Genomic DNA, 24,004 nt, shown 5'->3' on the forward strand with positions numbered 1-24,004 from the left:
TTGACAATATTCATTTACCTCATAACTTGAATTAAATCAATGTTATGGGGTTGTATATGAATAAATGTGTTTTGCTTGCTTTTGGGTTGTCTTTAATAGTTTCATCGGCCAGCGCGTTCGGAGAGGGAGCATATGTCAGTCAAGACGGGGAGGCGCTGCATAGCTTTGTTGAGCGGGTGTCGTTGGCTGAGCGGAAATCGAGCTGCGGTTATATTTCTAAAGCGGCAAGCTCTTATCGCATTCGATTGGTTGACTGTGCACTGAAATATTCTGATGCGGAACTCGTTGTTTACACGGCTGGGGGCTGGACGCGCCTAGTATTTGAGTCAGTGAGTGCCTCAATAAATATCGGTGGCAGTCATCTTGAGGGCCGCGTTCTTGGGGAATTGACCGCAAGCTCTGCAATGTCTATGGATCAGTTTGCAGCCTCGATTTCGGATCCAATTGCGCAGTACACAAAGAACACCCAGCACGAGGTGTGCGCTCAGATTTGCAAGTCCCCCTTGGGGGATTGGGGTGCAATTGTCACAACGGTCGGTTCGCACGTAATGTGCCCAATCACCAGTGTTTGCCCTGATGGCATGACCGCGACAGGTCAGGGGATTCATTCGCACCCAACTGGTTCGACTTACAAAATCAATGCCGCTGATAAGGCTTTGCTTCTATCTGGTCCCTTCTATCGCCTGGGCGCGAAAGAAGCACGCGGACATACGGATGTCTTTTCCGAGGAAGACTTCAAAGCAGGCCCTGGCTACATGGTCACCGACAAGGGCCGCTTGATGCATCAAGACGGCCCCAAAAAGGTTAGGGTTATAAGCATTGATAGGTGATCCAATTCGATTGACCGGCTGAGCCCTGTTGCGCACCAATTGCGGGTGCATCGTTGTACCCCTGCATATACACCGCGTCCCATTCCGCTGGACGACCACTGGCCCATCCGACGTAGGGTGACGATCCAGCACCGGCCACAATTTGCCACCCGCTTGCTGTGCAAATCGCTGCGCGGAATGTTCCCCCACATGGCCCCATCCCACTGCAACTTGTGTAGTTGGACCAAGAGCGCTGACCAATGTTCGACGCGTTGCAGTCTTTCAGCCCGTTCAACGCAGAGGAATTCTGCCACGCAATTCGATACGAACGGTTCTCGACCGTGCAACTTGCAGCACACGAGTTCAGGTGATTTCGTTGTGCTCCTGTGTCGTACCATCCACCCCATGCTCCAACGCTGGGTGATGGCGCAGTTGTCTGACCGATTGGGCAATTGAAGCTTATTGTCCGTTGGCGATGCTGTTGCTTCTCATACGAGTTCTGCCCCGTGTAGCCATTGGGGCATCCCATATCAACCCGTTGCCATTGCTCATCGGTTTCGCTGTAAGGCGATGGGCATGTTGCGCAATTGCTGTTGTGATTTCTGGTGCCTGACTCGATCCATGCTCCATACGTCTCTTTTCGACCTGGTGATGTCTGGCCGGATGTGGCGTTGCATGCATAAGCGACTGTCATTGTTTGATTGAACAACGCTTCCCAACTTTGATTACCAAACGTTCCAGCTGGGCATGCACCGGAGCGCGGTTCTGTGCGGGTCAGTGTCGCGGACGTGTCAGCGGGGCATGCATTGCATTGACCGACAACGGTTGACGCATTCAATTCCCACACGCCAGTCCACACAGGAGCGGATGTTGCGTTAGTGCACCGGGAAAATTGCTGTTCAACCCCATTGCGCTCTCCATAGCTGTGAATAGGGCAGGGCACAGCAGTGGCGCGTTGCATGCGTCCAGGCGCACAACACGTGCCCGTGGTTGTGCACGACGCGCTGCATGTGTTGGTCATTGTCTGCCACTCACCCCATTCTTTTGTTCCATCCGCTTTGCAGCTCCGGTAGCGCTCGCGAATGATGTTTCCGCCTTGACCGGCAGGACAGGTGGTCGTTTCCGTGCCTTTATCCGTCACGGGATCAAATTCGCACGCTGTTTGGGGTGGGGCAGGATCGATGCAGTTCCGAGTTACGGGCGTCCACGCTCCCCATTGTTGGGTTGGACACGCACGGGTTCGCCCTTCAACGACAAATCCAATTTGATCGCTTGGACAGTTTGACACCCGTTGCTCAGTGATTGGTGTGCAGATGGATTGTGGGACTTGCGGATCAATGACAGGTATAGGTGCCCCATTGGCCGCGCACGTGTTGCTGGTGGTCACCCACGATGTCCATTGTCGGGTTGGGCACGATGTTGCAGGGCACGTGCCGTTGCGCCGTTGGGTAATAGAGCCAGCAGCGTTGTCCGGACACGCTAGTGTTTGTGTTTCAATCGTGGGCGAACACTCACAAGCAAGCATGTCTGTTGCTTGGGTCGAAACATTTTTATTCGCGTAACGGAACAAAACTTCATTGCGCTCGCGTGTTGCACAATGCGTTGCCAACAATCCCTCATTTAAAGGTGTGTACGGCTTTTGCACCTGCACATTGTTCACGGCAATGAAGTCCGCTGATTTGGATAGGGCTGTTGCAAGTTTGATGCACGATCCCGTTGGCACCGATAAATACAGAAGGTCTATTGAGTCATTTTCTCCGAACGAAGAGCCGGGCTGAACTGTTGCCATTCCTGCAATTGATGCGGGTGTGCTCAATGCGTTGTTGTGGACAATGAACCTTGAGTTGAATGTACTTTTGAGTGTGTCTGTTGTTAAACCGTTGTACGATGGTTGAAGTACGTATAGGTCTGTCAACGCTTGAACAATCTCACCAGCTCTTTGTTGCTCCGAGCGAATTGCCGCCATTGATGCGGAAGGCTTAAACATCTTGTAGGTCAATGCGCCCAGGCCAACAAATAGAGCGAGGCACAGCGTAAGTTCAACTAAATTAAATCCATTCCTTGCCATTTTTCGCCCCTGAATTTTAAATGTTCATTTCACATTACGGGGGTTTTGTTTTTTGGCAAGCTTTTGTGTTGCTATATATAATTCTTTTAATGTTGTTACTTTTTTGAGTTGTCCTTTGAGTGATGCAATTTATTTGCATTAAGAAAGCCCCATTGCTGGGGCTTGGTTATCGTCCTTTGTTGGACTCTGTGAGCGTCTTCCGTTGAATGGCCGACATGAAAACGGCTGTGATATCTTCAACCGAATGCAAAGCTAGTTTTTCGATCAACCCCTGTAGCTCCTTGTTGTCACCTTTTTGGGCTTCTAATGCGTCAATGCGCCGCCCAATGTCTTCGGGCTTTGGGTTGAAGTACCGCATGAAGGTGCCCATATCGCGATGCCCGGACACCATGGCTGCTTCTGCCGCTGAAAGCAAAGTGCCCAATTCCGTAACACGGGTGTGGCGCAGGTCGTGCAGGCGAGCGGTGCGGATTTCCTCACGCCCCGTTTCGTCGGCCACCGCTTCGCGTGCCCTAGACCAAGCCTGGGTGATGGTGTCGGGACGCAGGCGCTTACCTCTGCTGGTGCGAAACACGGGGCCTACTAGGTCCTTGCCTGTGCGATTGGCCCGAAGAGCTTCCAAAATGGCCATCGTGTCGCCATTGAGAGGAATGGAACGCTGACGGCTCTCCCCAGCGTTCGATTTGGTGTCGCGCAGCAACGCCAGTTTTTTCCGCTGGTCGATATCAGACCAATCCAACTTGCACACTTCCGCCCGGCGTGCAGCAGAGAAGCGGGCGAAGCGAATTGCTGCGTAGGTGGTGGGGTCGGTGCGGCTTCGCTCCATCCATTGGCACAGCAACTCCCATTCCTCGGCATCAATAGTTCGCTCGCGCTTATCATTGATTTTGATGTCCTTGAGTGTTGCCAATGGGTTGTCCAAAGACAGCTTCCACACTTTTGTGGCGTGGTTGATGATTGTGCGCAGCGACGACAAAAGACGCTTAACACTTCCGGGTGGGGCTTGCTTACCCTCTTGCCCCTTCAACCGCCAGTTCAATGCCTCGGTGCTGTTGGGGGAGTGAAACAGGTCGTAGGAAAGCTGGTCCATTCGCCGGTCCACGATGTCGGGAAATCCCTCGCGGTTGGGACCGGTGGTGGCTGTGCCAAGCATCACGGCGATGGCTGACAATTCCTTAGTCACGCTCTTGCGCACGTGGGCCTTCAACGGCACATGTTCAGAGGCCATCTTCTTGTTTTCGCGGTCCTCCTGGGTAGTGATGAGCCCTTGTTCCACCTCCTGGCGGTAGCGTTCCAAAATTCCGCGAAGGGTGTAGTGGTGTGCGGCGCTGGACCACTCCAATGACTCGCTTTTGATTTTTTGACGTTGTTGCTTGGCGTACACCTCGGCATCCGTGCGCGCACGTTCGATGTGGGTGTCTGCCCCCTTGGGCGCGTCAAGGTCCACCGGGTAGCGGACCGTAGGAAGGTGTCGCTTCTCGCCGTTGACCATCCAGCGGATTCGAACCTCCCAACGAGGGGAGCCGTCGTCGCGGTAGGTGACACCCGGAACGCGGCTTGAGGGCTTCTTCATCTTGGTCATCTTCGCCATTGCCTGTATCCTTAACGCCGTTCTTTGACCCCGTAGCTCAGCTGGATAGAGCGGTCGCCTCCTAAGCGGCAGGTCGCGCGTTCGAATCGCGCCGGGGTCACCATCGTTGTAATTGATTTTGCCCCAATCGGTTGCCCCAGATCTTCCAAAAGCCGCCGATAGCCTTGTGCCGCAGGGCTTGCCGATTGTCTATCTTACCCCTCCTAAGGGGAAGGTCGCCCGTTCGAATCGGGCCGGGGTCACCATCCAGGCTGGGGGGCCGGGGTGAGTTCGTCCTCCAGATGTTGGGATAGGATGGCAGTGCACTGGGCGCCAGTGCTTCCATGCGTTTGTCGTAGGGTCTGAATCTTCGAGGGCACTTGTTCTGGCCCGCGCTGCTGTTTTGTTTACTTCCAGGTGGCTTGGTGTCGATCGATCTTTATTCGCCTTTCGTGCCGGCTGGAATCGCCTTGCTCGCACTGCTGTGTGCTTTGCCGCTGGGGAGGTTCGTGCCGCTACCGGACTCCAAGGGGCGTGCTACTTCGATCGATGGTCTCAGGGGGCTGCTTGCCCTGGGTGTGTTCGTCCACCACTCATCCATCTGGTATGTCTACGCGAGGAGTGGGGAGTGGAAGGCTCCAGCCTCCGCCTTGTACGCGCAGCTTGGCGAGGCCGCAGTTGTCCTCTTCTTCATGATTTCGGCCTATCTCTTTTATCGACAAATTGCCGGTGGCGTCACTGATTGGACGAGGCTCTACGTCGGCAGAGTCCTGCGTATGTTGCCGCTTTATGCGATCTGCGTTGTGCTGTTGCTGCTTCTGGTCTTGATCGAGAGCGACTTTCACCTTGTCGATCCATTTATCCGGTTTGGAGTGGGGGTGATCCAGTGGTTCTCATTCACTGTGCTTGGGGCGCCGGATATCAATGGTGTTGTTGGGACCCGCTACATCATGGCCGGAGTCGTTTGGTCGCTTCCGTATGAGTGGGTTTGGTATTCAGTATTGCCACTGTTGGCGTATTTCATGCGTCAGCGTGTCCGGCGCGGATTGCTGCTGCTGTCGGCACTTGGTCTGGCGTATGCGGCTGTCCGCTTGAGTTGGGTGCTGATGTTGCCCTTTGCCGGTGGTGTCGCCGCGTACTACGCAACAACTCGAATGGCCGTTGTGAGCTTTCTCCGTGGGAAGTGGGGCTCGATTCTGGCGGTTTCGTGCATGATCCTCTCGGTTGCCTGCTTCGATTCAGCCCGGCATCCAGCGGCAGTCGTCTTGTGGTCGGCTTTCTTTGCGGCGATTGCGTGCGGTAACACCTTGTTCGGATTGCTTACACTTCGGGTTTCAGCCATTTTGGGTGAGCTGTCCTATGGCATCTATCTCCTGCACGGATTTGTACTCTTTCTTGCCTACAAGAGCTTAGGTACGGTTGCCTTTGCAGATCTCTCGCCCGCCTTGCACTGGGCTTTGACTGCAGCCTTGTTGCTTCCACTGCTCATCGCTTGCGTTGTCAGTTATCGATGCATTGAACTTCCTGCGATGCTGTCGCGTAGAAGTGTCCTCGAAAAAATACAGGTTGTGAGCGAAGTCCTTATTGCCAGATGGCGCATTTTGCTTAGGCCTGAACGAGTGGACTGAAGGTCATTCCGTGTCTAGCAGCGGCGATTTCGTCAGTGCTTGGATCAGTTGGGGACGTCTGCCACCGGAGGTGGCAAGATTTGACTAGTTGTTGGACAACAACCCCAGTCCACCCAGCACCGCCTCTACCTCCTCGCGCTCACCGTCCCGCAGCCCCTGCAACGGCAACGGCAGGCAGTTCTCGCCGCACAGTCCCAGCAGTGCCGCCGCGCAGGCCATCACGCGAATCCCGCCGAACCGGTCGTACAGGGACCACAGCGGCGCCAGCCGGGCAGACAGGGCAATAGCACCCTCTTCATCGCCACTACCCACGGCCCGCATGATCTGCAGCGCAACCTCGGGGAAAAGCCCGGCGGTCACCGAATACCAGCCGTCACACCCCGCCAGCAGCCCTCGCACCGCCGAGGCGTCACCACTGACGCCCAGCGTCACATGTGCGGGAACGCACGCACGCAGTGCAGCAACGCGCGCGTCAGCCTCGACGGGATCATCAGCAAGGCGCGGAATCTTGATCGAAGCGATGTTGGGCAGCGCGGCGATCCGGCCATGCAGTGCATCGGTGAAGCGGAAGTGCGTGGTGCCTGGATTGTCATAGACGCAGATCGGTGTACGCACCGCCCTACAAATGGTCTCAAACAGTGCTTGCACCTCATGGTCCTTCAGGGGCTGGTAAGACACGGGGGCGAGCAGCAGGCCTGCAGCACCTGCATCCTCGGCGTCCAGGGCCAGTTCCAGCACATCGCGGGTACGCAATGCACCGATGCCGGCGATCACCGGAACACCCCCGGCGTGCGCCAGGGCTTCGCGCAGCACGCGCTTGCGCTCGTGCTTCTCCAGATAGGCGTAGCTGCCAGTGGAGCCAAGCACGCCCATCGAATCAACACCGGAATCGGCCAGGCGCTCGACCAGTCCGGCAAACGCACGAAAGTCGATGCCGGCTTCAGAGAGCGGGGTCAGTGGAAACGCGCTGAGGCCTTTGAACATGGGATCTCCCGAAGGGGGAATGGGCTGGACACCTGGCATTTTTTATTGTCCTATGACAAAACTCAAGTGTCGCCACGCAGCGTGTCTGATCGCCACGAATGACGCACCATGCGGGTCATGAAACCAAGCCTTTGCGCCGTCCAGCCTTCCCACTACGCCACCATTGCCGATTGGCTTGATTCCGCCGAGGCCACCCAGCGCTGGGCGGGCCCCGGCGTGCCGTTTCCCTTGCCGCAGGAACGGTTCGCGCAGGTGCTCGAACTCGGGCTGCGGCCGGGCTGGGCGCTGCTTGACGAGCAGGGCCAGTGCCTGGGCTTTGGCCAGTACTGGATGACCGACGCCGGCACCGCGCACCTGGGTCGCATCATTGTTTCCCCGCTGGCACGCGGGCGCGGCCTTGGCCGGCTGCTCATGCACGCCTTGAGTGCACAGGCCATGCGCGAAGACGGTGTGCAGCGCCTCACGTTGCGGGTCTATCGTGACAACGCAGCTGCCGTGGCCCTGTATCGCGACCTCGGTTTCCAGCAGGTTGATGCGTTCTCGACGCCGGAACTTCTGTTCATGCAGCGCACGTCGGCCTGAACTCCGCTCATGCTGGCAAGGTGGCCTGCAGGGCAAGCCATTGCTCGCGGGTGATGCGGCTGATGTGCTCTGTGCGGTAGTCGCCGAGGAAGCTGTTGAACTTGTTCACTTCGGTATGGTGATGCTGGAAACCGCATTTACTCTGTGCGCTGAGCGATTGCAGGTTGTCAGCGAAGTAGCCGCACCACAGTGCGTCCAGTTCCAGCTGCATGAAGGCGTGCCGCATCACTTCGCGCGCCGCTTCGGGCACCAGTCCGCGGCCCCAGTACGGAACGCCGATCCAGTAGGCGATCTCACCCTCTCGATCGCTGATCTCGAAGTTGCTGTCGGTGCCGATCAGGATGCCGACACAGCCGATCGCGTGGCCGTCCTCGCGGCTCTGCAGCGCGTAGACCTCTGGCCGGTTGAAGACGGTGCGGATGATTTCGGTACTTTCCTCAACGCTGGTGTGCACCGGCCAGCCGGCGATGGGGCCCACGCGCGGGTCGCGGGCGTACTCGTACAGATCGGCAGCGTCGGTGTCGCGCCAGGGGCGAAGGATCAAGCGTTCGGTGTGCAGCTGCATGTCAATTCCACGGGAACAAAGAGAGTGCACAGGCTAGGTCGACAGGCGCGATCGGCCCAGAGCGGGACCTTGATGGTTTCGGCACTTTTCACAACGGGCGGCCGAGCCCGGGTATGCTGGGGCCCGGAATACAGCCGGATCGGCCGATGGATCGCGTACCCCAGCTCCTGGACCAAGACGAATCCATGCGCCTGGAGGTCAGTACGCTGGCCGAAGGGCAGGGCGTCCCGCTGTCGTTCGGCCACGCTTATCTGGCGCTGCTGGTATGCGTATCGGGGCGCGCGCGCTTTGCACTGAACTTCCGCGAGGTAGCGGTGCAGCGGCACGATGTGCTGGTGCTGGCAGAGGACACGCTGGCGCTGCTGCGGCAGCGCTCACGCGGCTTTCTGGCGGTGGTCTGCCTGATGCCCAAGGCGCTGGCATCGGAGGTGGCCTATGTGCTTCCCAATGCACTGTTCAAGTTCCTGCACGATCAGCCCCACTGCGTGCCGTCGCCGCTGGACGTGCCGCTGCTGCAGGGCTGGCTGCAGCAGTTGATGGATGCGCAGCACAATGGCGGCCGCTATCGTCACGTGATGCTGCGCAACCTGCTGCAGACGTTCTTCCTCAAATTCGCAACGCTGTTGCCGGCGCGCAGTGTGGCCGTGGCGCAGGTCAGCCGACGCGAGCGCTTGGCCTGGAATTTCTGGGAACTGGTCGGTGAGCGCAGCACGCGCCAGCGCGACGTGCAGTCCTATGCCGACGCGCTGTGCATCACCCCGTTCTATCTTTCGCTGCTGACCCGCGAGTGCTTCGACGAAACGCCAAAGGCGTTGATTGATCGCCAGGTGGTGCTGGAAATCAAGGCGCTTCTGACCTACAGCGAATTGCCGATCGGTCGCATCGCCGAGCGACTGTGCTTCGAGGATGCGTCCTACCTGTGCCGCTACTTCCGGCGGCACACCGGGCAGTCGCTGACCGGCTATCGCCGGGCAGGGCAGGGCGGTACTAGTGCGACACGAACAAGGGCGCCGGTACTTCGGCCAGCAGATCCTCGGTGACCCCGCCGAGCACACGCTCGACCACCCGGCTGCGGCTGTAGGGGCCCAGCACCAGCAGGTCGGCGTCGGCATCGACCACGTGCTGGCGGATGGTCGCGGCAACGCCGCCCTGGCTTGAACTGATCGCCTGGATCTCTACTTCGACGCCGTGCCGCGCCAGGTGCTGGGCCATCTCGGCGCCAGGTGTGGCCTCGGCCTTGGGCGTGTCGACCATCAGCAGGTGCACCGCTTTCGCACGTGCGAGCAGCGGCAACGCATCGGCTACCGCACGACGTGCCTGCTTGCTGGCATTCCAGGCCACCACGATGCGATGGCCGACCTGGTCGCCTTGCCAATGTGGTGGCACCAGCAGCATCGGCACGCCGGTCTGGCGCAGCGTTCCCAGCGGGTGCCAGCCAGAAGGGGCGCCGGGAGTACGCGGATAGCCGGCGATGATCAGGTCGCAGTACAGCGACTGCAGGGCCAGGTCGGCGCCGCCCAGATAGTCCGAGACGATGCGCAGTTCGGTGCTGATCTGCAGCGGCTCGGACACGGCACGCAGGTTCTGCATCAGCTGCGCGGTGCAGGCGGCATCCGCGCGCGCCTCGTGGTCGAGCGCGGCGGCGATGCCGGCACCGCGGGCGAAGCCGTTGGCGATGTCGGTGGGATGCTGGGCGGTGGAGACCGCGACCAGATGGGCCTGCTGTGCCTGCGCCAGATGGGCGGCGATGTTGAGAACGCGGTCCCCGGTGTCGCTGGCGTCGAACAACACAGCGATATCGCGTAGTGGATGCAGCATGGCGTTGTCTCCTTCGATGCCTGTGACGCGTTCCCTGCCGTGCACCGACCCGGGTGCACCGGACGCATCTCTGTTTTAGCGCATCGGTGATCCGAATGAATCATCTTTGATTCAGTTTATTAATTGGTGATTCATGCTAGCGTGAGGGCGAACCCACACCTCAGCGCTTTCATGCGACCTGCCGCAGCACGCACCCGCCGCGACCTGCCCCATGCGCTGGCGGCCACCCTGGTCAGCCATCCACGCTGCACCCTCAGCGAACTCGCGCGCGGGGCGGGTATCAGCCGCGCGACCCTGTACCGGTTTGCGCCCACCCGGGAGGCGATCGACGAGGCACTGTTCGCGGCCGGCTTCGAGCGCGTGGAAGCGGCGGCGGTCTGGTTCGATGAGGGCGGTGATGCGCGCCACGTGCTGGAGCAGGTCACCGCCACGCTGCTGGCGGACTGGGAACTGGTAACGCTGCTGTTCGCGCGGATGATGGAAGAGCAGCAGCGCCAGGGTGACCTGCATCTGCTGCCGGAGCGCTGGGCGCCGATCGGCGAGCGCTTCGAGGCCTTCTTCCTGCGTGGTCAGGCGGCCGGAGAGTTCAACGTTGGTTTCACCGCAGTGTGGCTCGCGGACTTCTACTGGACCTGCTTCTACGGCATCACCTGGTCACTGGCGCGCGGTCGGCTTGCGCCGGCAGCGGCAGCCTCTACGTTGCTGGCTTCGTTCCAGCGGGGGGCGATGACGGGGTGACCGCAGGGCCCTGCTGCCGGGGCACCGTGGATTACGCCTGCTTCAACAACTGCACCAACTGGCGTAGCCGATACGGCTTGGGCAGGAATTCCACCTGTTCCGGCAGGGGCGGCAGTTGCGAGCGCGCATAACCGGACGACAGGATCATCCGCGCCTGCGGCTGTTCGCGCGCCACATGCTCGCTCAGTTCGATGCCGGACATGCCGTTGGGCATGCTGACGTCGCTGAACACCACGTCGAAACGCGCTTCGCCCTTCAGCAGGGCGGCGGCCTCATGCGCATCGGCGGTCGTGGCCACGTCGATGCCGAGGTCGCGCAGGGCCAGGCCGATCATTTCACGCAGATCGGTCTGGTCTTCCACCATCAATACGCGGATCGGGTCATCGGTCATCGGCAGGGTCCTCCATTGCGGGGAGCAGCAGGCTGACCGTGGTGCCGACACCGGGCGTGGTGGACACGTCGACGAAGCCGCCGCTCTGGGTAGTGAATCCGAACACCTGGCTCAGGCCCAGGCCGCTGCCTTTGCCGATGTCCTTGGTGGTGAAGAACGGCTCGGTCGCCCGTTCGGCGATGTCGGCCGCCATCCCGTGGCCCTCATCGCAGACGCTGAGGGTGACATAGCCACGTTGCAGCGTGGAGTCCGCATCCGGATCGAGGCGATGTTCCAGCGCAGTGCCGATCAGGATGCGGCCGCCTTCAAGGGTAGCATCCGCGGCATTGGCGACCAGATTGGCCAGCGCCGTCTGCAGCTGCAGCGCATCGGTGTTGATCGCAGGCAGGCCGGGCGCCAGCTGGGCATCCAGCACCACCGTGGGCGGGCAGGCGCGTTGCAGGTCCGGCAGCCACTGCCGTATCAGCGCATTGATATCCAGTGGTTCGCGGATCAGGGTCTGGCCGGTGCTGAAGGCCAACAGCTGGCGGGTCAGCAGCGCACCACGATCGGTCGCAGTCTGCGCCGCACCAAGCAGCTCGGCGGCCCGTGCATCGTCACCGTTCACGCGCAGGGACAGCAGGTCCAGGGCGTTGCCGATGGTGGTCAACAGATTGTTGAACTCGTGCGACAGCCCGCGGCTGAGGCGGCCGACGGTCTCGAACTGTTGGGTATTGCGCAGCGCACGCTGGGCATCACGCAGCAGCCGCTGTGCCTGCCACTGCTCGGTGATGTCGCGGGTGATCTTGACGAAGCCGAGCAGCTCGCCTGCTTCGACGACCGGCTCGATGACCACGCTGGCACGGAAAGACGAGCCATCGCGGCGCACCCGCCAGCCTTCACTGGCGACGTGACCGTGCTGCGCTGCGAGGCGGAGCAGGCGTTGCGGTTCCCCTGCCTCGCGGTCGGCGGCCAGGTAGAAGCGACCAAAGTGGGTACCCACCACTTCATCGGCTGAGTAGCCCTTGATGCGCTCCGCACCCGGGTTCCAGCTGCAGACGATGCCATCAGGATCAAGCAGGTACAGCGCATGGTCGCGCACGCTGTCGATCAGCAGTCGCAGTTGGCGGGAAGGGTCCGTCAGTACGGACGTCGTAGAGGCGGCAGCGTCCACGTAAAAATAAGTGTTACCCCTGTGAGGGACGTGAAGCTAGGCATTCAAGTGTGAAGGAGGCGTGGAGGCGGGACACGTGCCATTTGTCCTGTGCGGCTGAATACGACACGGAGTACCATCACCCACCCTTTGTGTTCTGGAACCGACCTGCATGCGTCCTGGTGCGACTACGCGTGACCGCTGGATTTGGATGACCTCCGCCGTACTGCTGGCAGCGACCATTGCGTTGGAACTGGTGGTTCCGCTGGGCTACGCCGTCTGGCTGGCGTACTTCCTCGCTGTCGGCGTCACGCTGTTCCAGCGCAGTGCACGCGCGCCGTTCATCGTGGCCGTCGTCGCCTGCATCCTGTTGATCATCGGCTACAACGTTGCCCCGGCCAGCTCCAACTCGGCGTTCTCGTTCGTCAACCGCAGCATTGGCGGGTGTGCGTTCCTGATGATCGCGCTGATCGTCTCCCGCGCCATCCAGGCGCGGCGCGACGCGATGCGCGCGCTGTGGCTGCAGGAGGCCGAGAACGCGGTGGCGATGAGCCTGCGCGGTGATCTGGGGCCGGAGCAGATCGCCGAGGCGGCGGCAACCAGCCTGGGGGCCCAGCTGCAGGCGGACGTCGCCGCCGTTTACCGTCTGGAAGGGGGAAGACTGCAGCTGACCGGCGGCCTGGCGTTGCCGTCCGGCATGCCGGCGTCGCTGGCATTGCAGGAGGGCGTGGCCGGGCAGGTGGCGCGCGACGAACGCATCCGCCACCTGCATGGGGGGGATGATGCGGTGCTTGAGCTGCAGACCAGCCTGGGGCGGTTGCCGGTGCGCGAGCGCATCCTGGCGCCGATCAGCAGCGATGGTGCGGTGGTGGGCATCATTGAACTGGGACGCACCCGCGCCGGAGAACAGGATCGACTCGATATCGAGCTGCTGGAGCGCTGTGCCGAGACCATCGGCATGGCGCTGCGTGCCTCGCTGTTGCGCGCGCAATTGGTGGTACTGCTGGAGGAATCGCAGCGCCAGGGTGAGGAGCTGCAGGCCCAGCAGGAAGAGCTGCGCGTGGCCAATGAGGAACTGGAAGAACAGAGCCGCAGCCTGCTGCAGTCGCAGAGCCATCTGGAAGAACAGCAGGCCGAGCTGGAACAGAGCAACGTCCAGCTGGAAGAGCGCACCCACGAGCTGGAGGCGCAGAAGCAGGCACTGCTGGTCGCGCAGAGCCAGCTGGTGCGCAACAGCAACGAACTGGCCGCGACATCGCGCTACAAGTCCGAGTTCCTGGCCAACATGTCGCACGAGCTGCGCACGCCGCTGAACAGCTCGCTGATCCTGGCCAAGCTGCTGGCCGACAACAAGGACGGCACGCTCACCGAGGAACAGGTGAAGTATGCGCGTGCGATCCTGTCGTCCAACAACGATCTGCTGGCGCTGATCAACGACATCCTGGACCTGTCGCGCATCGAGGCCGGCCACGTCGAGCTGGCCGATGAAGTGGTGGTGACGGGCAGCGTACTGCAGCGCCTGCGCGAGACCTTCGAGCCGATGGCGCGGCAGAAGGGCCTGGCCCTGCAGATCGAGGCCGATGCGCTGGCCCCCAGCCAGCTGGTGGTCGACAGCCAGCGCCTGCAGCAGATCCTGAAAAACCTGCTGGCCAATGCGGTGAAGTTCACCGAGCATGGCAAGGTCAGCCTGCACGTGCGTGCGGGCGGTCAAGGACGCATCCGTTTCGAGGTCTGCGACAGCGGTATCGGCATTGCCCGCGAGCAGCTGCAGGTCATCTTCGAAGCCTTCCGCCAGGCCGATGGCAGCACCCGCCGCCGCTACGGTGGCACCGGCCTGGGCCTGTCGATCTCGCGCGATCTGGCCGAGCGCATGGGTGGCAGCATCCAGGTCGACAGTGAACCGGGTCGCGGCAGCTGCTTCATCCTGGAACTGCCGCTGCAGGGCGCGCCGGTTTCGGAACCGGGCGAAGTGCCTGCCGCCGCCTCAATAGCGCCTGCGCCGCAGCCTGCGCCGCCGATCGCTGCGCGCACCGCTGTCGCACCGACCGTTGCATCCGTGGCGCCCGTCACCGCCAGCGTGGCCGATGACCGCGGCCGTCGCCAACGCGCCGGCCGCTTGATCCTGGCCGTCGAGGACGACGCCACCTTCGCCGAAGCGCTGGTGGCCCTGGCCCATGAACTGGACTTCGACTGTGTGGTGGCCGGGACCGCCGAAGAGGCGCTGACCCTGGCCAGCGAACTGCGCCCCAACGGCATCCTGCTCGATATCGGCCTGCCGGACGTGTCCGGCCTGAGCGTGCTGGAGCGCCTGAAGCGCAACCCCGATACCCGGCATATCCCGGTGCACGTGGTTTCGGCGATGGACCGCAGCCAGGTGGCGCGCGAGCTGGGTGCGATTGGTTTCGCGATCAAGCCGACCACGCGCGAGCGGCTGGTGACGGCCATCGAACAGCTGGAACAGACCAGCCAGCGCGACGTGCGGCGCCTGCTGATCGTCGAGGACGACAGCGAGCTGCGCCACAACCTGGAACTGTTGCTGGGCCGTGATCAGCTGCAGATCGTTGCAGTGGGAACGCTGGCCGGCGCGCTGGAGCAGCTCAGCACGGTCACCTTCGACTGCATGGTGATGGACCTGTCGCTGCCCGACGGCAGCGGCTACGACCTGCTCGAGCACATGGCCGGCAACGATGATGTCGGCTTCCCGCCGGTGATCGTCTATACCGGTCGCGCGCTCGGCCGCGAGGAAGAGCAGCGCCTGCGCCGCTATTCGAAGAGCATCATCATCAAGGGCGCGCGTTCGCCCGAACGCCTGCTGGATGAGGTCACCCTGTTCCTGCACAGCGTGGAAGCCAGCCTGCCCACCGACCAGCAGCGCCTGCTGCGCGAGGCCCGCCGTCGCGACACCGTGCTCGATGGCCGTACTGTTTTGCTGGCCGAGGATGACGTGCGCAACATCTTCGCGCTGTCCAGCGTGCTTGAGCCGCTGGGCGTGACGCTGGAGATCGCGCGCAACGGCCAGGAAGCGGTGGATCGCCTGGCCGAGCGCGAGGTCGACCTGGTGCTGATGGACATCATGATGCCGGAGAAGGACGGCCTGGCCGCGATGCGCGAGATCCGTGCGCAGCGTCACCTGCAGGACCTGCCGATCATCGCGCTGACCGCCAAAGCCATGCCCGATGACCGCGAGCGTTGCCTGCAGGCCGGTGCCAACGACTACATCGCCAAGCCCATCGACGTCGACAAGCTGGTCTCGCTGTGCCGGGTCTGGTGCTCGCGGCAATGAACGAACAGGCGTTGTTCGACCTGGAACTGAAGGTCCTGCTGGAGGCGCTGTACCAGCGTTACCACTACGATTTCCGCAGCTATGCGGTGTCGTCGCTGCGCCGGCGCATGCGCCAGGCGATGCAGCGCTATGAGTGCGAACGGCTGGTCGACCTGCAGTACCGGCTGCTGCACGAGCCGGAGCTGTTCGCCCAGGCCATGCAGTTCTTCACCGTGCAGGTCTCGGAGATGTTCCGTGATCCCGCGTACTTCCGTGAACTGCGCGAGCAGGTGGTGCCGGTACTGCGCACCTATCCCTCGGTGAAGCTGTGGGTGGCCGGTTGCAGCACCGGTGAGGAAGTGTGGTCGCTGGCGATCCTCCTGCATGAGGAAGGCCTGCTTGATCGCAGCATCGTCTATGCCACCGACATCAATCCGGCCGCGCTGGCCACCGCCGAGGCGGGCGCCTATGGCATCGACCGGATGGCCCAGTTCAGCCGCAACTATCTGGCGGCCGGTGGCACGGCGTCGCTGTCCGACTACTACGCCACGGCCTACGACGGCGCGGTGTTCGACCGCCAGTTGCGTCGCAACGTGGTGTTCGCCGACCACAGCCTGGCGACCGATACCGTGTTCTCCGAAGTGCACCTGGTGTCGTGCCGCAACGTGCTGATCTATTTCAACCGCGACCTGCAGGACCGCGCGGTCGGTCTGTTCCGCGAAGCGCTGGTGCACCGGGGCTTCCTCGGTCTTGGCAGCAAGGAATCGCTGCAGTTCGGATGCCACCATGACGCCTTCGAGGTCTGTTCGCGCGAGCACCGCCTGTACCGGAAGGTGGCCTGATGGCGCTGCCGGCGCGTCCTGCCGTGCTGGTGATCGGCGCGTCTGCCGGTGGCGTGGCGGCCCTGCAGGCGGTACTCGGTGCGCTGCCGGCGACGCTGCAGGTGCCGGTACTGGCCGTGCTGCACCTGCCGCGTGACCGCGCCAGCCGCATCGCCGAGGTGCTGGCGCCGTACTGCGCGCTGCCGGTACGCGAAGCCGAAGACAAGCAGCCGTTGCAGCTGGGCACGGTGACGTTCGCGCCGCCGGATTACCACCTGCTGGTGGAGGACGAGGGGGCGGTGGCGTTGTCGGTGGATGCGCCGGTGCTGTTCTCCCGTCCGGCCATCGATCCGCTGTTCGACTCCGCTGCTGCGGTGTTCGGCAGGCGGGTATTGGCCCTGCTGCTGACCGGTGCCAGCAGTGATGGAAGCGAGGGCGTTGCCGCCGTGCGCCGTGCCGGTGGCCGTGCCTGGCTGCAATGTCCCGAGGAAGCCGAAGCGTCGATGATGCCGGCCTCCGCCCTGCAGTACGCCGGCGCCGATGCCGTGCTGCCCCTTGAACTGATGTGTCGTCGCCTGAAGGAGTTGTTTGCATGAACCTGCTGCCACCGGACCCTGCGCAGTCGCAGTCCCCGGTCAACCTGCTGATCGTCGATGACGTACCGCAGAACCTGGTGGCCATGCAGGCGCTGCTGCAGCGCGAGGGCGTGAATCTGCTGCTGGCCGGCTCCGGCGCGCAGGCACTGGAGCTGCTGCTCGAGCACGAGGTGGCACTGGCCCTGCTGGACGTGCACATGCCGGAGATCGATGGCTTCACCCTGGCCGAACTGATGCGCGGTTCGCATCGCAGCCGCGACGTGCCGATCATCTTCCTGACCGCCTCCCCGGATGATCCCCTGCGCGTGTTCAAGGGCTACGAGAGCGGTGCGGTCGATTTCCTGCACAAGCCGGTAGCGCCGCAGGTGATCCTGAGCAAGGTCAACGTCTTCATCGAGCTGTACCAGCAGCGGCAGCTGCTGAAGGCGCGCAACGAGGCGCTGGAACGCGCGCTCAAGCTCAACGAAACAATGGCGGCGGTGCTGACCCACGACCTGCGCACGCCGCTGTCGGCGATCCTGCTGTGCAGTGACAAGCTGGCGATGGAGATCCCGCAGGACAATGCGGGCGCGCAGCAGACCCTGCAGTACCTGGAGGCCAGCACCCTGCGCATGGCACGCATGGTCGAACAGCTACTGGACTTCTCGCGGATCCGCAGCGGCGGCCTGCGCCTGCAGGCCAGTGCCTGCGATCTGGCCGACGTGACCCGCGCGGTGGTGGCCGAAGCGGGCAGCGCGCATGGCGCGGACCGGATCCATCTGGACATGCACGGCGATACGCGGCTGCAGGGCGATCTGGACCGTCTCGGCCAGGTTGCCGCCAATCTGGTCGGCAACGCGCTCACCCACGGCAGCGAGGCGAGGGTGGAGGTGGACGGGCGCGATCCGCGCAGCGTGCTGCTGCGGGTCAGCAATGCCGGCCGGATCGACGACGCGCTGCTGCCGCGGCTGTTCGAACCGTTCAAGGCCAGCTTCCACCAGAGCAAGGGCCTGGGGCTGGGCCTGTATATCGTCGATCAGTTCGTGCGCGCGCACGGAGGGCGCATCGCAGCGCGCAACGAGGCCGGGCAGGTGGTGTTCGAAGCCCTGCTGCCGAGACGCGCAGAAGGGCTGCCTGCAGCGGCAAACTGAATTCTTCAGGAAACATCCACGGGCACTGAGACGGACTCGTCCGCAACTGCTACCGTGGGTGTACATCTTGTCAAGGAAGCACCATGCCACTGCGTGCCATCGCCTACGTCAGCCAGGCGTTGCCGGATCTTTCCGCTGAACGGTTGCAGGCGCTGGTCGACGATGCCGCCCGCTTCAACAAGATGGCGGGCGTGACCGGTGTGCTGCTGCATGACGGCGGGCGATTCCTGCAGTACATCGAGGGGCCGCCGGACGGTATCGATTCGGTGTACGAGCGCATCCTGCAGGCCGGCAGCCATGTCGACATCATCGAGCTGGCGCGCGGCCGCCTGGGCCAGCGTCAGTTTCCATACTGGTCGATGCGCGCGTTGCCGGTGGATGCGGCGCTGCTGCGCCAGCTGTCGGCCAGCGACTGGTCGGGTTTCAGCCGGGCGCTGGAAGGTGATCGTTCGGCGCCGACCCCGGTGGATCTGCTCGACAACGTCGTGCAGCCCGCCCTGCACGCCGGCTGAGCGTCAACGCGAAGTGCCACCGCAGTAGGCAGCATGCAGCGCCTGCAGCACGCCCAGTGCGGGCCCTTCAATCACGCGGTAGTGGATGGCCTGTGCTTCGCGACGCGTCGCGACGATATCCAGTTCTCGCAACACCGCCAGATGCTGTGACAGCGCTGATGCGCTGAGTCCGGTCAGTGCCTGCAGTTCCGGCACCGGTGCCTCACCTTCGACCAGGCGGCACAGCACGCGCAGCCGCGCAGGATGGGCCAGGCTCTTAAGCAGCGTTGCAGCCTCGGCGGCGTGTTCGGCCATGGCGGCGCTGTCGAGCGGGGTGCGGGCCATGGTTGACCTTTTTGTTTAGAAGTGTCTAATTTAGATAAATCTAAATCAAAGGGCAATCCCATGAGCGGCGCAAAAGAGGGCAGGGCATGAACCTGCCATGGACTGCGGTGGCTGGCGGTGCGCTGATCGGCGCCGCCGCGGTGTTGCTGCTCGCCACTGTCGGGCGCGTGGCGGGTATCAGCGGGATCGCTGCGGGCAGCCTGCGTGCAGCGAAAGGTGAGCGCGGCTGGCGCTGGGCATTCCTGCTGGGTCTCCTCGCAGCAGCGGGGATGGCGCTATGGTGGCAGTCGCTGCCCGAAGCCTCGCCACGCGTGCTGCTACGCAATGCCTTGCCCGCCTGGCAGTTGATCGGCGCCGGCCTGCTGGTGGGCTTCGGCACGCGCCTGGGCAGTGGTTGTACCAGTGGTCATGGCGTCTGTGGCATGGCCCGCGGCTCGAAGCGCTCGCTGCTGGCAGTGCTGGTGTTCATGGCCTGCGCGATGCTGACCACCTTCCTGGTCCGTCACGGCGGAGGCCTGGCATGAGTCGCGCGGTCATGGCCGCCGCGGTGGCGGGTGCGCTGTTTGGCGCGGGACTGGCGCTCTCGGGGATGACCGACGCGCGTCGCGTACTCGGCTTCCTCGATGTGGCCGGTGATTTTGATCCGACGTTGATGTGGGTGCTGGGCTCGGCACTGCTGGTCAGTGCCGTCGGGCAGCGTTGGGTGCTGCGACGCGCGCAGCCGTGGTTCGCTCCGCGCTTCCAGCTACCCAGCGCACGTGATGTCGATGCGCGCCTGCTGCTGGGTGCAGCACTGTTCGGTATCGGCTGGGGATGGGCTGGTTACTGCCCCGGACCGGCCATCGCCGGGCTGGCCGTCGCATCGCGTGAAGCGCTGTGGTTCGTGCCTGCCATGGTGGTGGGCTTCTGGTTGCACGATCGCTTCGTGCACTGAGGCTTCACCCCTGTGTCACCATGGATCGGGTCAGATCGACGGACCACGGGGAAAGGAGCGTAACGACATGGCACGGATGAAGTGGAAGGGAAAGGCAATGCTGGCCATGGCGCTGGCATCTGCGATCACGCCGGCACTGGCCTGCACGCGTGCGGTGTATCGGGGCGACAACGGCGATGTGATCACCGCGCGCTCGATGGACTGGAAGGTCGATGTGGCGACCAACCTCTACGTGTTGCCGCGTGGCATCGCGCGCACCGGCCTGGCCGGTCCGAAATCGCTGGCCTGGACTGCGCGCTACGGCAGCGTGGTGGCCACCGGCTACGACGTGTCGACCACCGATGGCATGAACGAGAAGGGGCTGGTGGCCAACCTGCTGTGGCTGGTGGAATCGGAGTATCCGCAGCAGCGTGGCAACAAGCCGGGACTGGCGATCTCGCTGTGGGCGCAGTATGTGCTGGACAATTTCGCCACCGTGGACGAGGCGGTCGCGGCGCTCAAGCGTGAGCCGTACTCGATCGTCACCGACAAGGTGCCGGGCGAAGACCGCCAGGCGACGCTGCACCTGTCGCTGTCCGATGCCACCGGCGACAGCGCCATCGTCGAGTACATCGGCGGTCGCCAGGTGATCCACCATGACCGGCGCTATCAGGTGATGACCAACTCGCCGATCTTCGAGCAGCAGCTGGCCCTCAACAGTTACTGGCAGCAGATCGGTGGCACGGTGATGCTGCCGGGCACCAACCGCTCCGCCGATCGTTTCGCGCGCGCCTCGTTCTACATCAACGCCATTCCCAAGGCCGAAGACCCGGTGGAGGCCCTGGCCAGTGTGTTCAGCGTGATCCGCAATGCGTCGGTGCCGTATGGCATCACCACGCCGGGTGAGCCGAACATCTCATCCACGCGCTGGCGCACGGTGGCTGATCACAAGCGGCGGCTGTACTTCTTCGAGTCGGCGTTGACCCCGAACACCTTCTGGGTCGATCTGAACAAGGTCGATTTCGGCGGCCAGGTGCTCAAGCTCGATCTTGGCAAGGACCAGCGCAACACCTTTGCCGGCGATGCACTGGGCCAGTTCGTGCCCAGCGCACCGTTCACCTTCCTGGGCGTCGAGGGTTAGTTCGACGCCTGGCTGGAGGCCGGGTAGACCGCTTGGATCGCGCAGCTGCCGCGGGTGTACTGCGGCAGCGGGGCGATGCTTTCACCGCGCAGATCGTCTGTCTCGAACTCGGCAGTCATGATCCGATCGCCGGGATTGCCACAGATCAGGCCGTTCTGCAGGCCCGAGTGGAAGCTCAGCTGCGGCGCACGGTCGAGCTGGCGGCAGTGGCTGCCGAGTTCGACCCGGTAGTAGCGGTGGCCGCCATTGCGGCGCGGATTGGTCTCCACCAGCACGCCCTGCGGGTCGGACGACCACGCGCGGACGTTGCGGGTGGCGAAGCAGTACGACGGCGAGCCGCCGAAGCTGCGGCGGATTTCCTTGCGCTCGCGGATGGTCACGGCGGGCAGGGTGGCCGTGCGCAGGCGGTCGCTGTCGCGGGCGACGCTGGCGTAGTCGCGATCCTGCAGCGGGGTGACCGCGCTGATGCCGCAGCGGCGGCCGTCGACCACGACGCGTTCGCTGGGACGACCGCAGGCCCAGCCGGCAGGTGCTTCCAGCTTCAGCGAGGTAGCACCGCGGACGCCGGGGCAATCCTCGCTGAAGTCGATCCGATAGGCCTGTCCGGAGGCGGCGCGCAGTGCGATCGAGCGCGGTGATGCCTGCTCCACTTCCTGCACGCCGACCGCGTCCATGCAGTGCGGGGCCGGGGGCGTACGCTCCTGTGCGGACGCCGAAGCTGCGAGCGCCAGGCCGAGGCTGCTGGCGAGCACCAGTGACACCTGCCGATGGGTCATGTCCTGCACTCCCTGCGTTGGATGACGGATCGACTATAGCAGCGGTTTGCACGGCCGTTGCTACACGCGCACACTGCCCGGATGGGCGCCATCTTCCATCTGCGGCACTACGGCCAGGCCACCGGCCTGGACCGCCATGACTACGCGCAGTGGGTGCTGCCGCTGCAGGGCGAACTGCACTTCGAGATGGAAGGCCGCGGTGGTCGCCTCGACCTGCTGCAGGGGGTTTTCGTTGCGGCCGGCGAAGCGCATGACCAGATGGCCGATGGCCCGAACGGTTTCGTGATCGTCGATTGTCCTCCGGGCGTGCTTGATGACGGCACGCAGGAGCATCTGTGCCGGCAGCGCTGGCTGCACCTGCCGCATGCGCTGCGACAACGCCTGGCGGGCGTGCAGGACGGGCAGCCGATGCCGGCCCTGCTGCCGCAGCTGCTGCAGGTATTTGCACCGGCCGGCAGTGGCGCGCGCATGCAGGGACTGTGTGCGGCAGTGCAGGCCGATCCGGGCCAGGCGTGGCCGGTGGCGCGCATGGCCGCGTCTGTCGGGGTCAGCGAGAGCCGGTTGCACGCGCTGTTCCAGCGTGAGTTCGGGCTCAGCCCGCAGGCATGGCTCAGTGCAAGCCGGTTGCGCTGGGCCAAGCACCAGCTGCGCACCAGCACGGCGCCGATCAGTGATATCGCGCTGGCCGCAGGCTATTCCGAGCAGAGCGCACTGACCCGCGCGCTGCGCCGTGAGTGTGGGCAGACCCCCGCCGCGTGGCGCAGGAACGCCGGACTGTAGCGTCGAGCCATGCTCGACGGCTTCTGCACCGGCCACCTCGCGAACGGCAGTCGAGCATGGCTCGACGCTACAAAGGCGGGAGGGCAGTAGCCTCGGTCAAGAGCGCCCAGCGGCCAGCGCTTACACTGCGCGGCCTGTTCCTCCCCCCGAAGAACCCGAATGCGCAACAACCCGATGGCCCTGGGCATCGCCAATGGCGTTGCCGCTGGCGCGCTGTGGGGCGTGGTCTTCCTCGCGCCCGCCGTGCTGCAGTCGTTCAATGCCCTGCAACTGTCGGCCGGCCGCTATCTGGTCTACGGTCTGATCGCCGTAGCCCTGCTGCTGCCGCGCTGGAAGCGGCTGGCACCACGGCTGGGCCGCGCCGAGTGGATCGGCCTGTTGTGGCTGAGCCTGGCCGGGAACCTGGTGTACTTCCTGCTGCTGGCGACGGCGGTGCAGTGGGCTGGCGGTGCGGCGGCGTCCTTGATTGTCGGCCTGATTCCGGTGGTAGTGACCCTGGTCGGTGTGCGCGAGCAGGGCGCGGTGCCGCTGAAGCAGCTGCTGCCGGCACTGGGCCTGTGCGTGCTGGGCGTGGCACTGGTTGGCTGGGAAGCACTGATGTCTGAGCACCTCGCGACACCGTGGCGGCAGCGCCTGATCGGCCTGCTGTGCGCGTTCGGCGCGCTGTTCTCGTGGGCGTTGTACTCGATCGGCAACAGCCGCTGGCTGGCGCGCCGACCGGATCTGTCCAGCCACGACTGGTCGCTGCTGACCGGTGTCACCACCGGCGGCCTGGCTCTACTGCTGGTGCCGATGGCCTTCATCGGCCACACCGGCGGGCACACGGCGGCGCAGTGGAGTGGTTTCTGGGCGATCAGCGCGGGTGTGGCGGTGGTCGCCTCGATCCTTGGCAATGCGTTCTGGAACCGTGCCAGCCGCCTGCTGCCGCTGACCCTGACCGGCCAGATGATCGTGTTCGAGACCCTGTTCGCGTTGCTCTACGCATTCGCCTGGCAGCAGCGCTGGCCCTCGCTGCTCGAAGCGCTGGCGATCGTGTTCCTGGTGGCCGGCGTGATGCTGTGCGCGCATGCGCATCGCACGCCCCGCGCGATCGCCGAACATGCCGGCTGAATGTGGCCGTCAAGCATACTGATGGCCGCTTTGTCTCAGATGCAACCAAATGTCGGCACGTTGGCCGATGATCGCGGCAACGACTTTTTGCGCCGCAGCACTTGACAGCGGCCCGGCGCACGGTGTTTTCTGTGCGTCATGGTTCTTGATGCCGCCCACGCCAGCCTGATCGCCCCCGTTACTGCGGGCCGTTCGACTGCGCCGGTCGCCACCACCACCATTACCACCACCACCGTCACCACTGCCCTGGTGCGGCCCGTCGTCTTCGTGTAACTCCCGAAAACCACGGCCCCGCACCATACAGGTGGCGGGGAAACTCGACACCTGCATACGACGGGGCCTCCTACCGAGGTC

General features: G+C 63.4%; 25 protein-coding genes and 1 tRNA gene. 16 read left to right on the plus strand and 10 right to left on the minus strand.

Annotation, left to right across the window (positions count from 1 at the left end):
* Window positions 1-56 precede the first annotated feature (56 nt).
* Window positions 57-830 carry a hypothetical protein gene (locus ACSYS9_RS09965; protein ID WP_440569212.1) on the plus strand — a complete coding sequence of 258 codons (774 nt, stop codon included), beginning with the start codon at window positions 57-59 and terminating at the stop codon, window positions 828-830.
* Here the strand turns inward: ACSYS9_RS09965 and ACSYS9_RS09970 are convergent.
* Together ACSYS9_RS09970 and ACSYS9_RS09975 are read right to left on the minus strand one after the other, a co-directional pair.
* On the minus strand, window positions 811-2,877 hold the full coding sequence (locus ACSYS9_RS09970; protein ID WP_440569214.1) for a type 4 pilus major pilin: 2,067 nt from the start codon (window positions 2,875-2,877) through the stop codon (window positions 811-813). The two genes, ACSYS9_RS09965 and ACSYS9_RS09970, sit on opposite strands and share 20 nt — an antisense overlap.
* A gap of 166 nt (window positions 2,878-3,043) precedes the next feature.
* Window positions 3,044-4,468, minus strand: coding sequence for a tyrosine-type recombinase/integrase (locus tag ACSYS9_RS09975; RefSeq protein ID WP_440569216.1), 1,425 nt, complete (start codon window positions 4,466-4,468; stop codon window positions 3,044-3,046).
* Window positions 4,469-4,494: 26 nt separating this feature from the next.
* On the opposite strand from ACSYS9_RS09975, the gene ACSYS9_RS09980 reads away from it, so the two are divergent.
* Window positions 4,495-4,571, plus strand: a tRNA-Arg gene (locus tag ACSYS9_RS09980).
* 301 nt (window positions 4,572-4,872) lie between these two features.
* Window positions 4,873-6,075: an acyltransferase family protein gene (locus ACSYS9_RS09985; RefSeq protein WP_177179522.1), complete on the plus strand. Its 1,203-nt coding sequence runs from the start codon at window positions 4,873-4,875 to the stop codon at window positions 6,073-6,075.
* Between the two features lie 84 nt (window positions 6,076-6,159).
* On the opposite strand, the gene ACSYS9_RS09990 is transcribed toward ACSYS9_RS09985, so the two are convergent.
* Complete coding sequence (locus ACSYS9_RS09990; protein ID WP_071228902.1) at window positions 6,160-7,059, minus strand: dihydrodipicolinate synthase family protein; 900 nt, start codon at window positions 7,057-7,059, stop codon at window positions 6,160-6,162.
* Window positions 7,060-7,167: 108 nt separating this feature from the next.
* Here ACSYS9_RS09990 and ACSYS9_RS09995 point away from each other — a divergent pair, with 108 nt between their 5' ends.
* Window positions 7,168-7,641: a GNAT family N-acetyltransferase gene (locus ACSYS9_RS09995; RefSeq protein ID WP_071228901.1), complete on the plus strand. Its 474-nt coding sequence runs from the start codon at window positions 7,168-7,170 to the stop codon at window positions 7,639-7,641.
* 7 nt (window positions 7,642-7,648) lie between these two features.
* Here ACSYS9_RS09995 and ACSYS9_RS10000 read toward each other — a convergent pair whose 3' ends face one another.
* Window positions 7,649-8,206, minus strand: coding sequence for a GNAT family N-acetyltransferase (locus ACSYS9_RS10000; RefSeq protein ID WP_071228900.1), 558 nt, complete (start codon window positions 8,204-8,206; stop codon window positions 7,649-7,651).
* A 146-nt stretch (window positions 8,207-8,352) separates the two neighbouring features.
* Between ACSYS9_RS10000 and ACSYS9_RS10005 the strand changes: the two genes are divergently transcribed.
* Window positions 8,353-9,246: a helix-turn-helix domain-containing protein gene (locus tag ACSYS9_RS10005; protein ID WP_071228899.1), complete on the plus strand. Its 894-nt coding sequence runs from the start codon at window positions 8,353-8,355 to the stop codon at window positions 9,244-9,246.
* Here the strand turns inward: ACSYS9_RS10005 and ACSYS9_RS10010 are convergent.
* Window positions 9,194-10,024, minus strand: a complete 831-nt coding sequence (locus ACSYS9_RS10010) for a universal stress protein (protein WP_071228898.1) — start codon at window positions 10,022-10,024, stop codon at window positions 9,194-9,196. The two genes, ACSYS9_RS10005 and ACSYS9_RS10010, sit on opposite strands and share 53 nt — an antisense overlap.
* A gap of 171 nt (window positions 10,025-10,195) precedes the next feature.
* On the opposite strand from ACSYS9_RS10010, the gene ACSYS9_RS10015 reads away from it, so the two are divergent.
* Window positions 10,196-10,762 (plus strand): TetR/AcrR family transcriptional regulator, encoded by a 567-nt coding sequence (locus ACSYS9_RS10015; protein WP_071228897.1) that lies wholly within the window; start codon window positions 10,196-10,198, stop codon window positions 10,760-10,762.
* A 31-nt stretch (window positions 10,763-10,793) separates the two neighbouring features.
* Here the strand turns inward: ACSYS9_RS10015 and ACSYS9_RS10020 are convergent, their stop codons facing one another.
* Together ACSYS9_RS10020 and ACSYS9_RS10025 are read right to left on the minus strand one after the other, a co-directional pair.
* Window positions 10,794-11,153, minus strand: coding sequence for a response regulator (locus ACSYS9_RS10020; RefSeq protein ID WP_010482617.1), 360 nt, complete (start codon window positions 11,151-11,153; stop codon window positions 10,794-10,796).
* Window positions 11,143-12,306, minus strand: a complete 1,164-nt coding sequence (locus tag ACSYS9_RS10025) for a two-component system sensor histidine kinase NtrB (protein ID WP_071228896.1) — start codon at window positions 12,304-12,306, stop codon at window positions 11,143-11,145. Before ACSYS9_RS10025 ends, ACSYS9_RS10020 begins: the two co-directional genes overlap by 11 nt.
* A 151-nt stretch (window positions 12,307-12,457) precedes the next feature.
* Here ACSYS9_RS10025 and ACSYS9_RS10030 point away from each other — a divergent pair, with 151 nt between their 5' ends.
* The 5 genes from ACSYS9_RS10030 (at window position 12,458) to ACSYS9_RS10050 (ending at window position 18,606) form a co-directional block, all read left to right on the plus strand.
* Window positions 12,458-15,568, plus strand: a complete 3,111-nt coding sequence (locus ACSYS9_RS10030) for a response regulator (protein WP_071228895.1) — start codon at window positions 12,458-12,460, stop codon at window positions 15,566-15,568.
* Window positions 15,565-16,389, plus strand: a complete 825-nt coding sequence (locus tag ACSYS9_RS10035) for a CheR family methyltransferase (RefSeq protein ID WP_032127427.1) — start codon at window positions 15,565-15,567, stop codon at window positions 16,387-16,389. The genes ACSYS9_RS10030 and ACSYS9_RS10035 overlap by 4 nt, the downstream gene beginning before the upstream one ends.
* Entirely contained in the window at window positions 16,389-16,964 is a 576-nt protein-coding gene (locus ACSYS9_RS10040) for a chemotaxis protein CheB (RefSeq protein ID WP_071228894.1), read from the plus strand. The genes ACSYS9_RS10035 and ACSYS9_RS10040 overlap by 1 nt, the downstream gene beginning before the upstream one ends.
* Complete coding sequence (locus ACSYS9_RS10045) at window positions 16,961-18,094, plus strand: hybrid sensor histidine kinase/response regulator (protein ID WP_032127426.1); 1,134 nt, start codon at window positions 16,961-16,963, stop codon at window positions 18,092-18,094. The genes ACSYS9_RS10040 and ACSYS9_RS10045 overlap by 4 nt, the downstream gene beginning before the upstream one ends.
* Before the next feature lie 83 nt (window positions 18,095-18,177).
* Entirely contained in the window at window positions 18,178-18,606 is a 429-nt protein-coding gene (locus ACSYS9_RS10050; protein WP_032127425.1) for a BLUF domain-containing protein, read from the plus strand.
* Between the two features lie 3 nt (window positions 18,607-18,609).
* Here ACSYS9_RS10050 and ACSYS9_RS10055 read toward each other — a convergent pair whose 3' ends face one another.
* A complete protein-coding gene (locus ACSYS9_RS10055) occupies window positions 18,610-18,930 on the minus strand; it encodes an ArsR/SmtB family transcription factor (protein WP_071228893.1) in 321 nt (106 codons plus the stop codon).
* An 86-nt stretch (window positions 18,931-19,016) separates the two neighbouring features.
* On the opposite strand from ACSYS9_RS10055, the gene ACSYS9_RS10060 reads away from it, so the two are divergent.
* From ACSYS9_RS10060 to ACSYS9_RS10070, 3 genes are all read left to right on the plus strand, one after another.
* Window positions 19,017-19,454 carry a YeeE/YedE family protein gene (locus tag ACSYS9_RS10060; RefSeq protein ID WP_071228892.1) on the plus strand — a complete coding sequence of 146 codons (438 nt, stop codon included), beginning with the start codon at window positions 19,017-19,019 and terminating at the stop codon, window positions 19,452-19,454.
* Window positions 19,451-19,864 carry a DUF6691 family protein gene (locus ACSYS9_RS10065; RefSeq protein ID WP_071228891.1) on the plus strand — a complete coding sequence of 138 codons (414 nt, stop codon included), beginning with the start codon at window positions 19,451-19,453 and terminating at the stop codon, window positions 19,862-19,864. The genes ACSYS9_RS10060 and ACSYS9_RS10065 overlap by 4 nt, the downstream gene beginning before the upstream one ends.
* A gap of 67 nt (window positions 19,865-19,931) precedes the next feature.
* The gene (locus ACSYS9_RS10070; protein ID WP_049462027.1) at window positions 19,932-20,984 is read left to right on the plus strand and encodes a linear amide C-N hydrolase; all 1,053 of its coding nucleotides are present in this window, start codon (window positions 19,932-19,934) and stop codon (window positions 20,982-20,984) included.
* Here ACSYS9_RS10070 and ACSYS9_RS10075 read toward each other — a convergent pair.
* Entirely contained in the window at window positions 20,981-21,760 is a 780-nt protein-coding gene (locus tag ACSYS9_RS10075; RefSeq protein WP_071228890.1) for a DUF6491 family protein, read from the minus strand. The genes ACSYS9_RS10070 and ACSYS9_RS10075 overlap by 4 nt on opposite strands.
* 81 nt (window positions 21,761-21,841) lie before the next feature.
* Here ACSYS9_RS10075 and ACSYS9_RS10080 point away from each other — a divergent pair, with 81 nt between their 5' ends.
* Together ACSYS9_RS10080 and ACSYS9_RS10085 are read left to right on the plus strand one after the other, a co-directional pair.
* Window positions 21,842-22,540 carry a helix-turn-helix domain-containing protein gene (locus tag ACSYS9_RS10080; protein WP_049462025.1) on the plus strand — a complete coding sequence of 233 codons (699 nt, stop codon included), beginning with the start codon at window positions 21,842-21,844 and terminating at the stop codon, window positions 22,538-22,540.
* Window positions 22,541-22,699: 159 nt separating this feature from the next.
* Window positions 22,700-23,650: a DMT family transporter gene (locus ACSYS9_RS10085; protein ID WP_049462024.1), complete on the plus strand. Its 951-nt coding sequence runs from the start codon at window positions 22,700-22,702 to the stop codon at window positions 23,648-23,650.
* Window positions 23,651-23,659: 9 nt separating this feature from the next.
* Here ACSYS9_RS10085 and ACSYS9_RS10090 read toward each other — a convergent pair whose 3' ends face one another.
* Window positions 23,660-23,980 (minus strand): hypothetical protein, encoded by a 321-nt coding sequence (locus ACSYS9_RS10090; protein ID WP_177179521.1) that lies wholly within the window; start codon window positions 23,978-23,980, stop codon window positions 23,660-23,662.
* Between the last annotated feature and the right edge of the window lie 24 nt (window positions 23,981-24,004).

This window comes from Stenotrophomonas sp. STK17_22 (assembly GCF_051983905.1).
GTDB lineage: Bacteria > Pseudomonadota > Gammaproteobacteria > Xanthomonadales > Xanthomonadaceae > Stenotrophomonas > Stenotrophomonas maltophilia_A.

Bases quoted from the DNA above. Each gene is read 5' to 3' on its own strand.
- ACSYS9_RS10005 (WP_071228899.1), top strand. From the start codon at position 8,353: ATGGATCGCGTACCCCAGCTCCTGGACCAAGACGAATCCATGCGCCTG.
- ACSYS9_RS10035 (WP_032127427.1), top strand. From the start codon at position 15,565: ATGAACGAACAGGCGTTGTTCGACCTGGAACTGAAGGTCCTGCTGGAG.
- ACSYS9_RS10055 (WP_071228893.1), bottom strand. From the start codon at position 18,930: ATGGCCCGCACCCCGCTCGACAGCGCCGCCATGGCCGAACACGCCGCC.
- ACSYS9_RS10090 (WP_177179521.1), bottom strand. From the start codon at position 23,980: ATGCAGGTGTCGAGTTTCCCCGCCACCTGTATGGTGCGGGGCCGTGGT.
- ACSYS9_RS10040 (WP_071228894.1), top strand. From the start codon at position 16,389: ATGGCGCTGCCGGCGCGTCCTGCCGTGCTGGTGATCGGCGCGTCTGCC.
- ACSYS9_RS10030 (WP_071228895.1), top strand. From the start codon at position 12,458: ATGCGTCCTGGTGCGACTACGCGTGACCGCTGGATTTGGATGACCTCC.
- ACSYS9_RS10050 (WP_032127425.1), top strand. From the start codon at position 18,178: ATGCCACTGCGTGCCATCGCCTACGTCAGCCAGGCGTTGCCGGATCTT.
- ACSYS9_RS10010 (WP_071228898.1), bottom strand. From the start codon at position 10,024: ATGCTGCATCCACTACGCGATATCGCTGTGTTGTTCGACGCCAGCGAC.
- ACSYS9_RS09975 (WP_440569216.1), bottom strand. From the start codon at position 4,468: ATGGCGAAGATGACCAAGATGAAGAAGCCCTCAAGCCGCGTTCCGGGT.
- ACSYS9_RS10070 (WP_049462027.1), top strand. From the start codon at position 19,932: ATGGCACGGATGAAGTGGAAGGGAAAGGCAATGCTGGCCATGGCGCTG.
- ACSYS9_RS09995 (WP_071228901.1), top strand. From the start codon at position 7,168: ATGCGGGTCATGAAACCAAGCCTTTGCGCCGTCCAGCCTTCCCACTAC.
- ACSYS9_RS10020 (WP_010482617.1), bottom strand. From the start codon at position 11,153: ATGACCGATGACCCGATCCGCGTATTGATGGTGGAAGACCAGACCGAT.
- ACSYS9_RS10060 (WP_071228892.1), top strand. From the start codon at position 19,017: ATGAACCTGCCATGGACTGCGGTGGCTGGCGGTGCGCTGATCGGCGCC.
- ACSYS9_RS10015 (WP_071228897.1), top strand. From the start codon at position 10,196: ATGCGACCTGCCGCAGCACGCACCCGCCGCGACCTGCCCCATGCGCTG.
- ACSYS9_RS10065 (WP_071228891.1), top strand. From the start codon at position 19,451: ATGAGTCGCGCGGTCATGGCCGCCGCGGTGGCGGGTGCGCTGTTTGGC.
- ACSYS9_RS10045 (WP_032127426.1), top strand. From the start codon at position 16,961: ATGAACCTGCTGCCACCGGACCCTGCGCAGTCGCAGTCCCCGGTCAAC.
- ACSYS9_RS09970 (WP_440569214.1), bottom strand. From the start codon at position 2,877: ATGGCAAGGAATGGATTTAATTTAGTTGAACTTACGCTGTGCCTCGCT.
- ACSYS9_RS10080 (WP_049462025.1), top strand. From the start codon at position 21,842: ATGGGCGCCATCTTCCATCTGCGGCACTACGGCCAGGCCACCGGCCTG.
- ACSYS9_RS10000 (WP_071228900.1), bottom strand. From the start codon at position 8,206: ATGCAGCTGCACACCGAACGCTTGATCCTTCGCCCCTGGCGCGACACC.
- ACSYS9_RS09965 (WP_440569212.1), top strand. From the start codon at position 57: ATGAATAAATGTGTTTTGCTTGCTTTTGGGTTGTCTTTAATAGTTTCA.
- ACSYS9_RS10075 (WP_071228890.1), bottom strand. From the start codon at position 21,760: ATGACCCATCGGCAGGTGTCACTGGTGCTCGCCAGCAGCCTCGGCCTG.
- ACSYS9_RS10085 (WP_049462024.1), top strand. From the start codon at position 22,700: ATGCGCAACAACCCGATGGCCCTGGGCATCGCCAATGGCGTTGCCGCT.
- ACSYS9_RS09990 (WP_071228902.1), bottom strand. From the start codon at position 7,059: ATGTTCAAAGGCCTCAGCGCGTTTCCACTGACCCCGCTCTCTGAAGCC.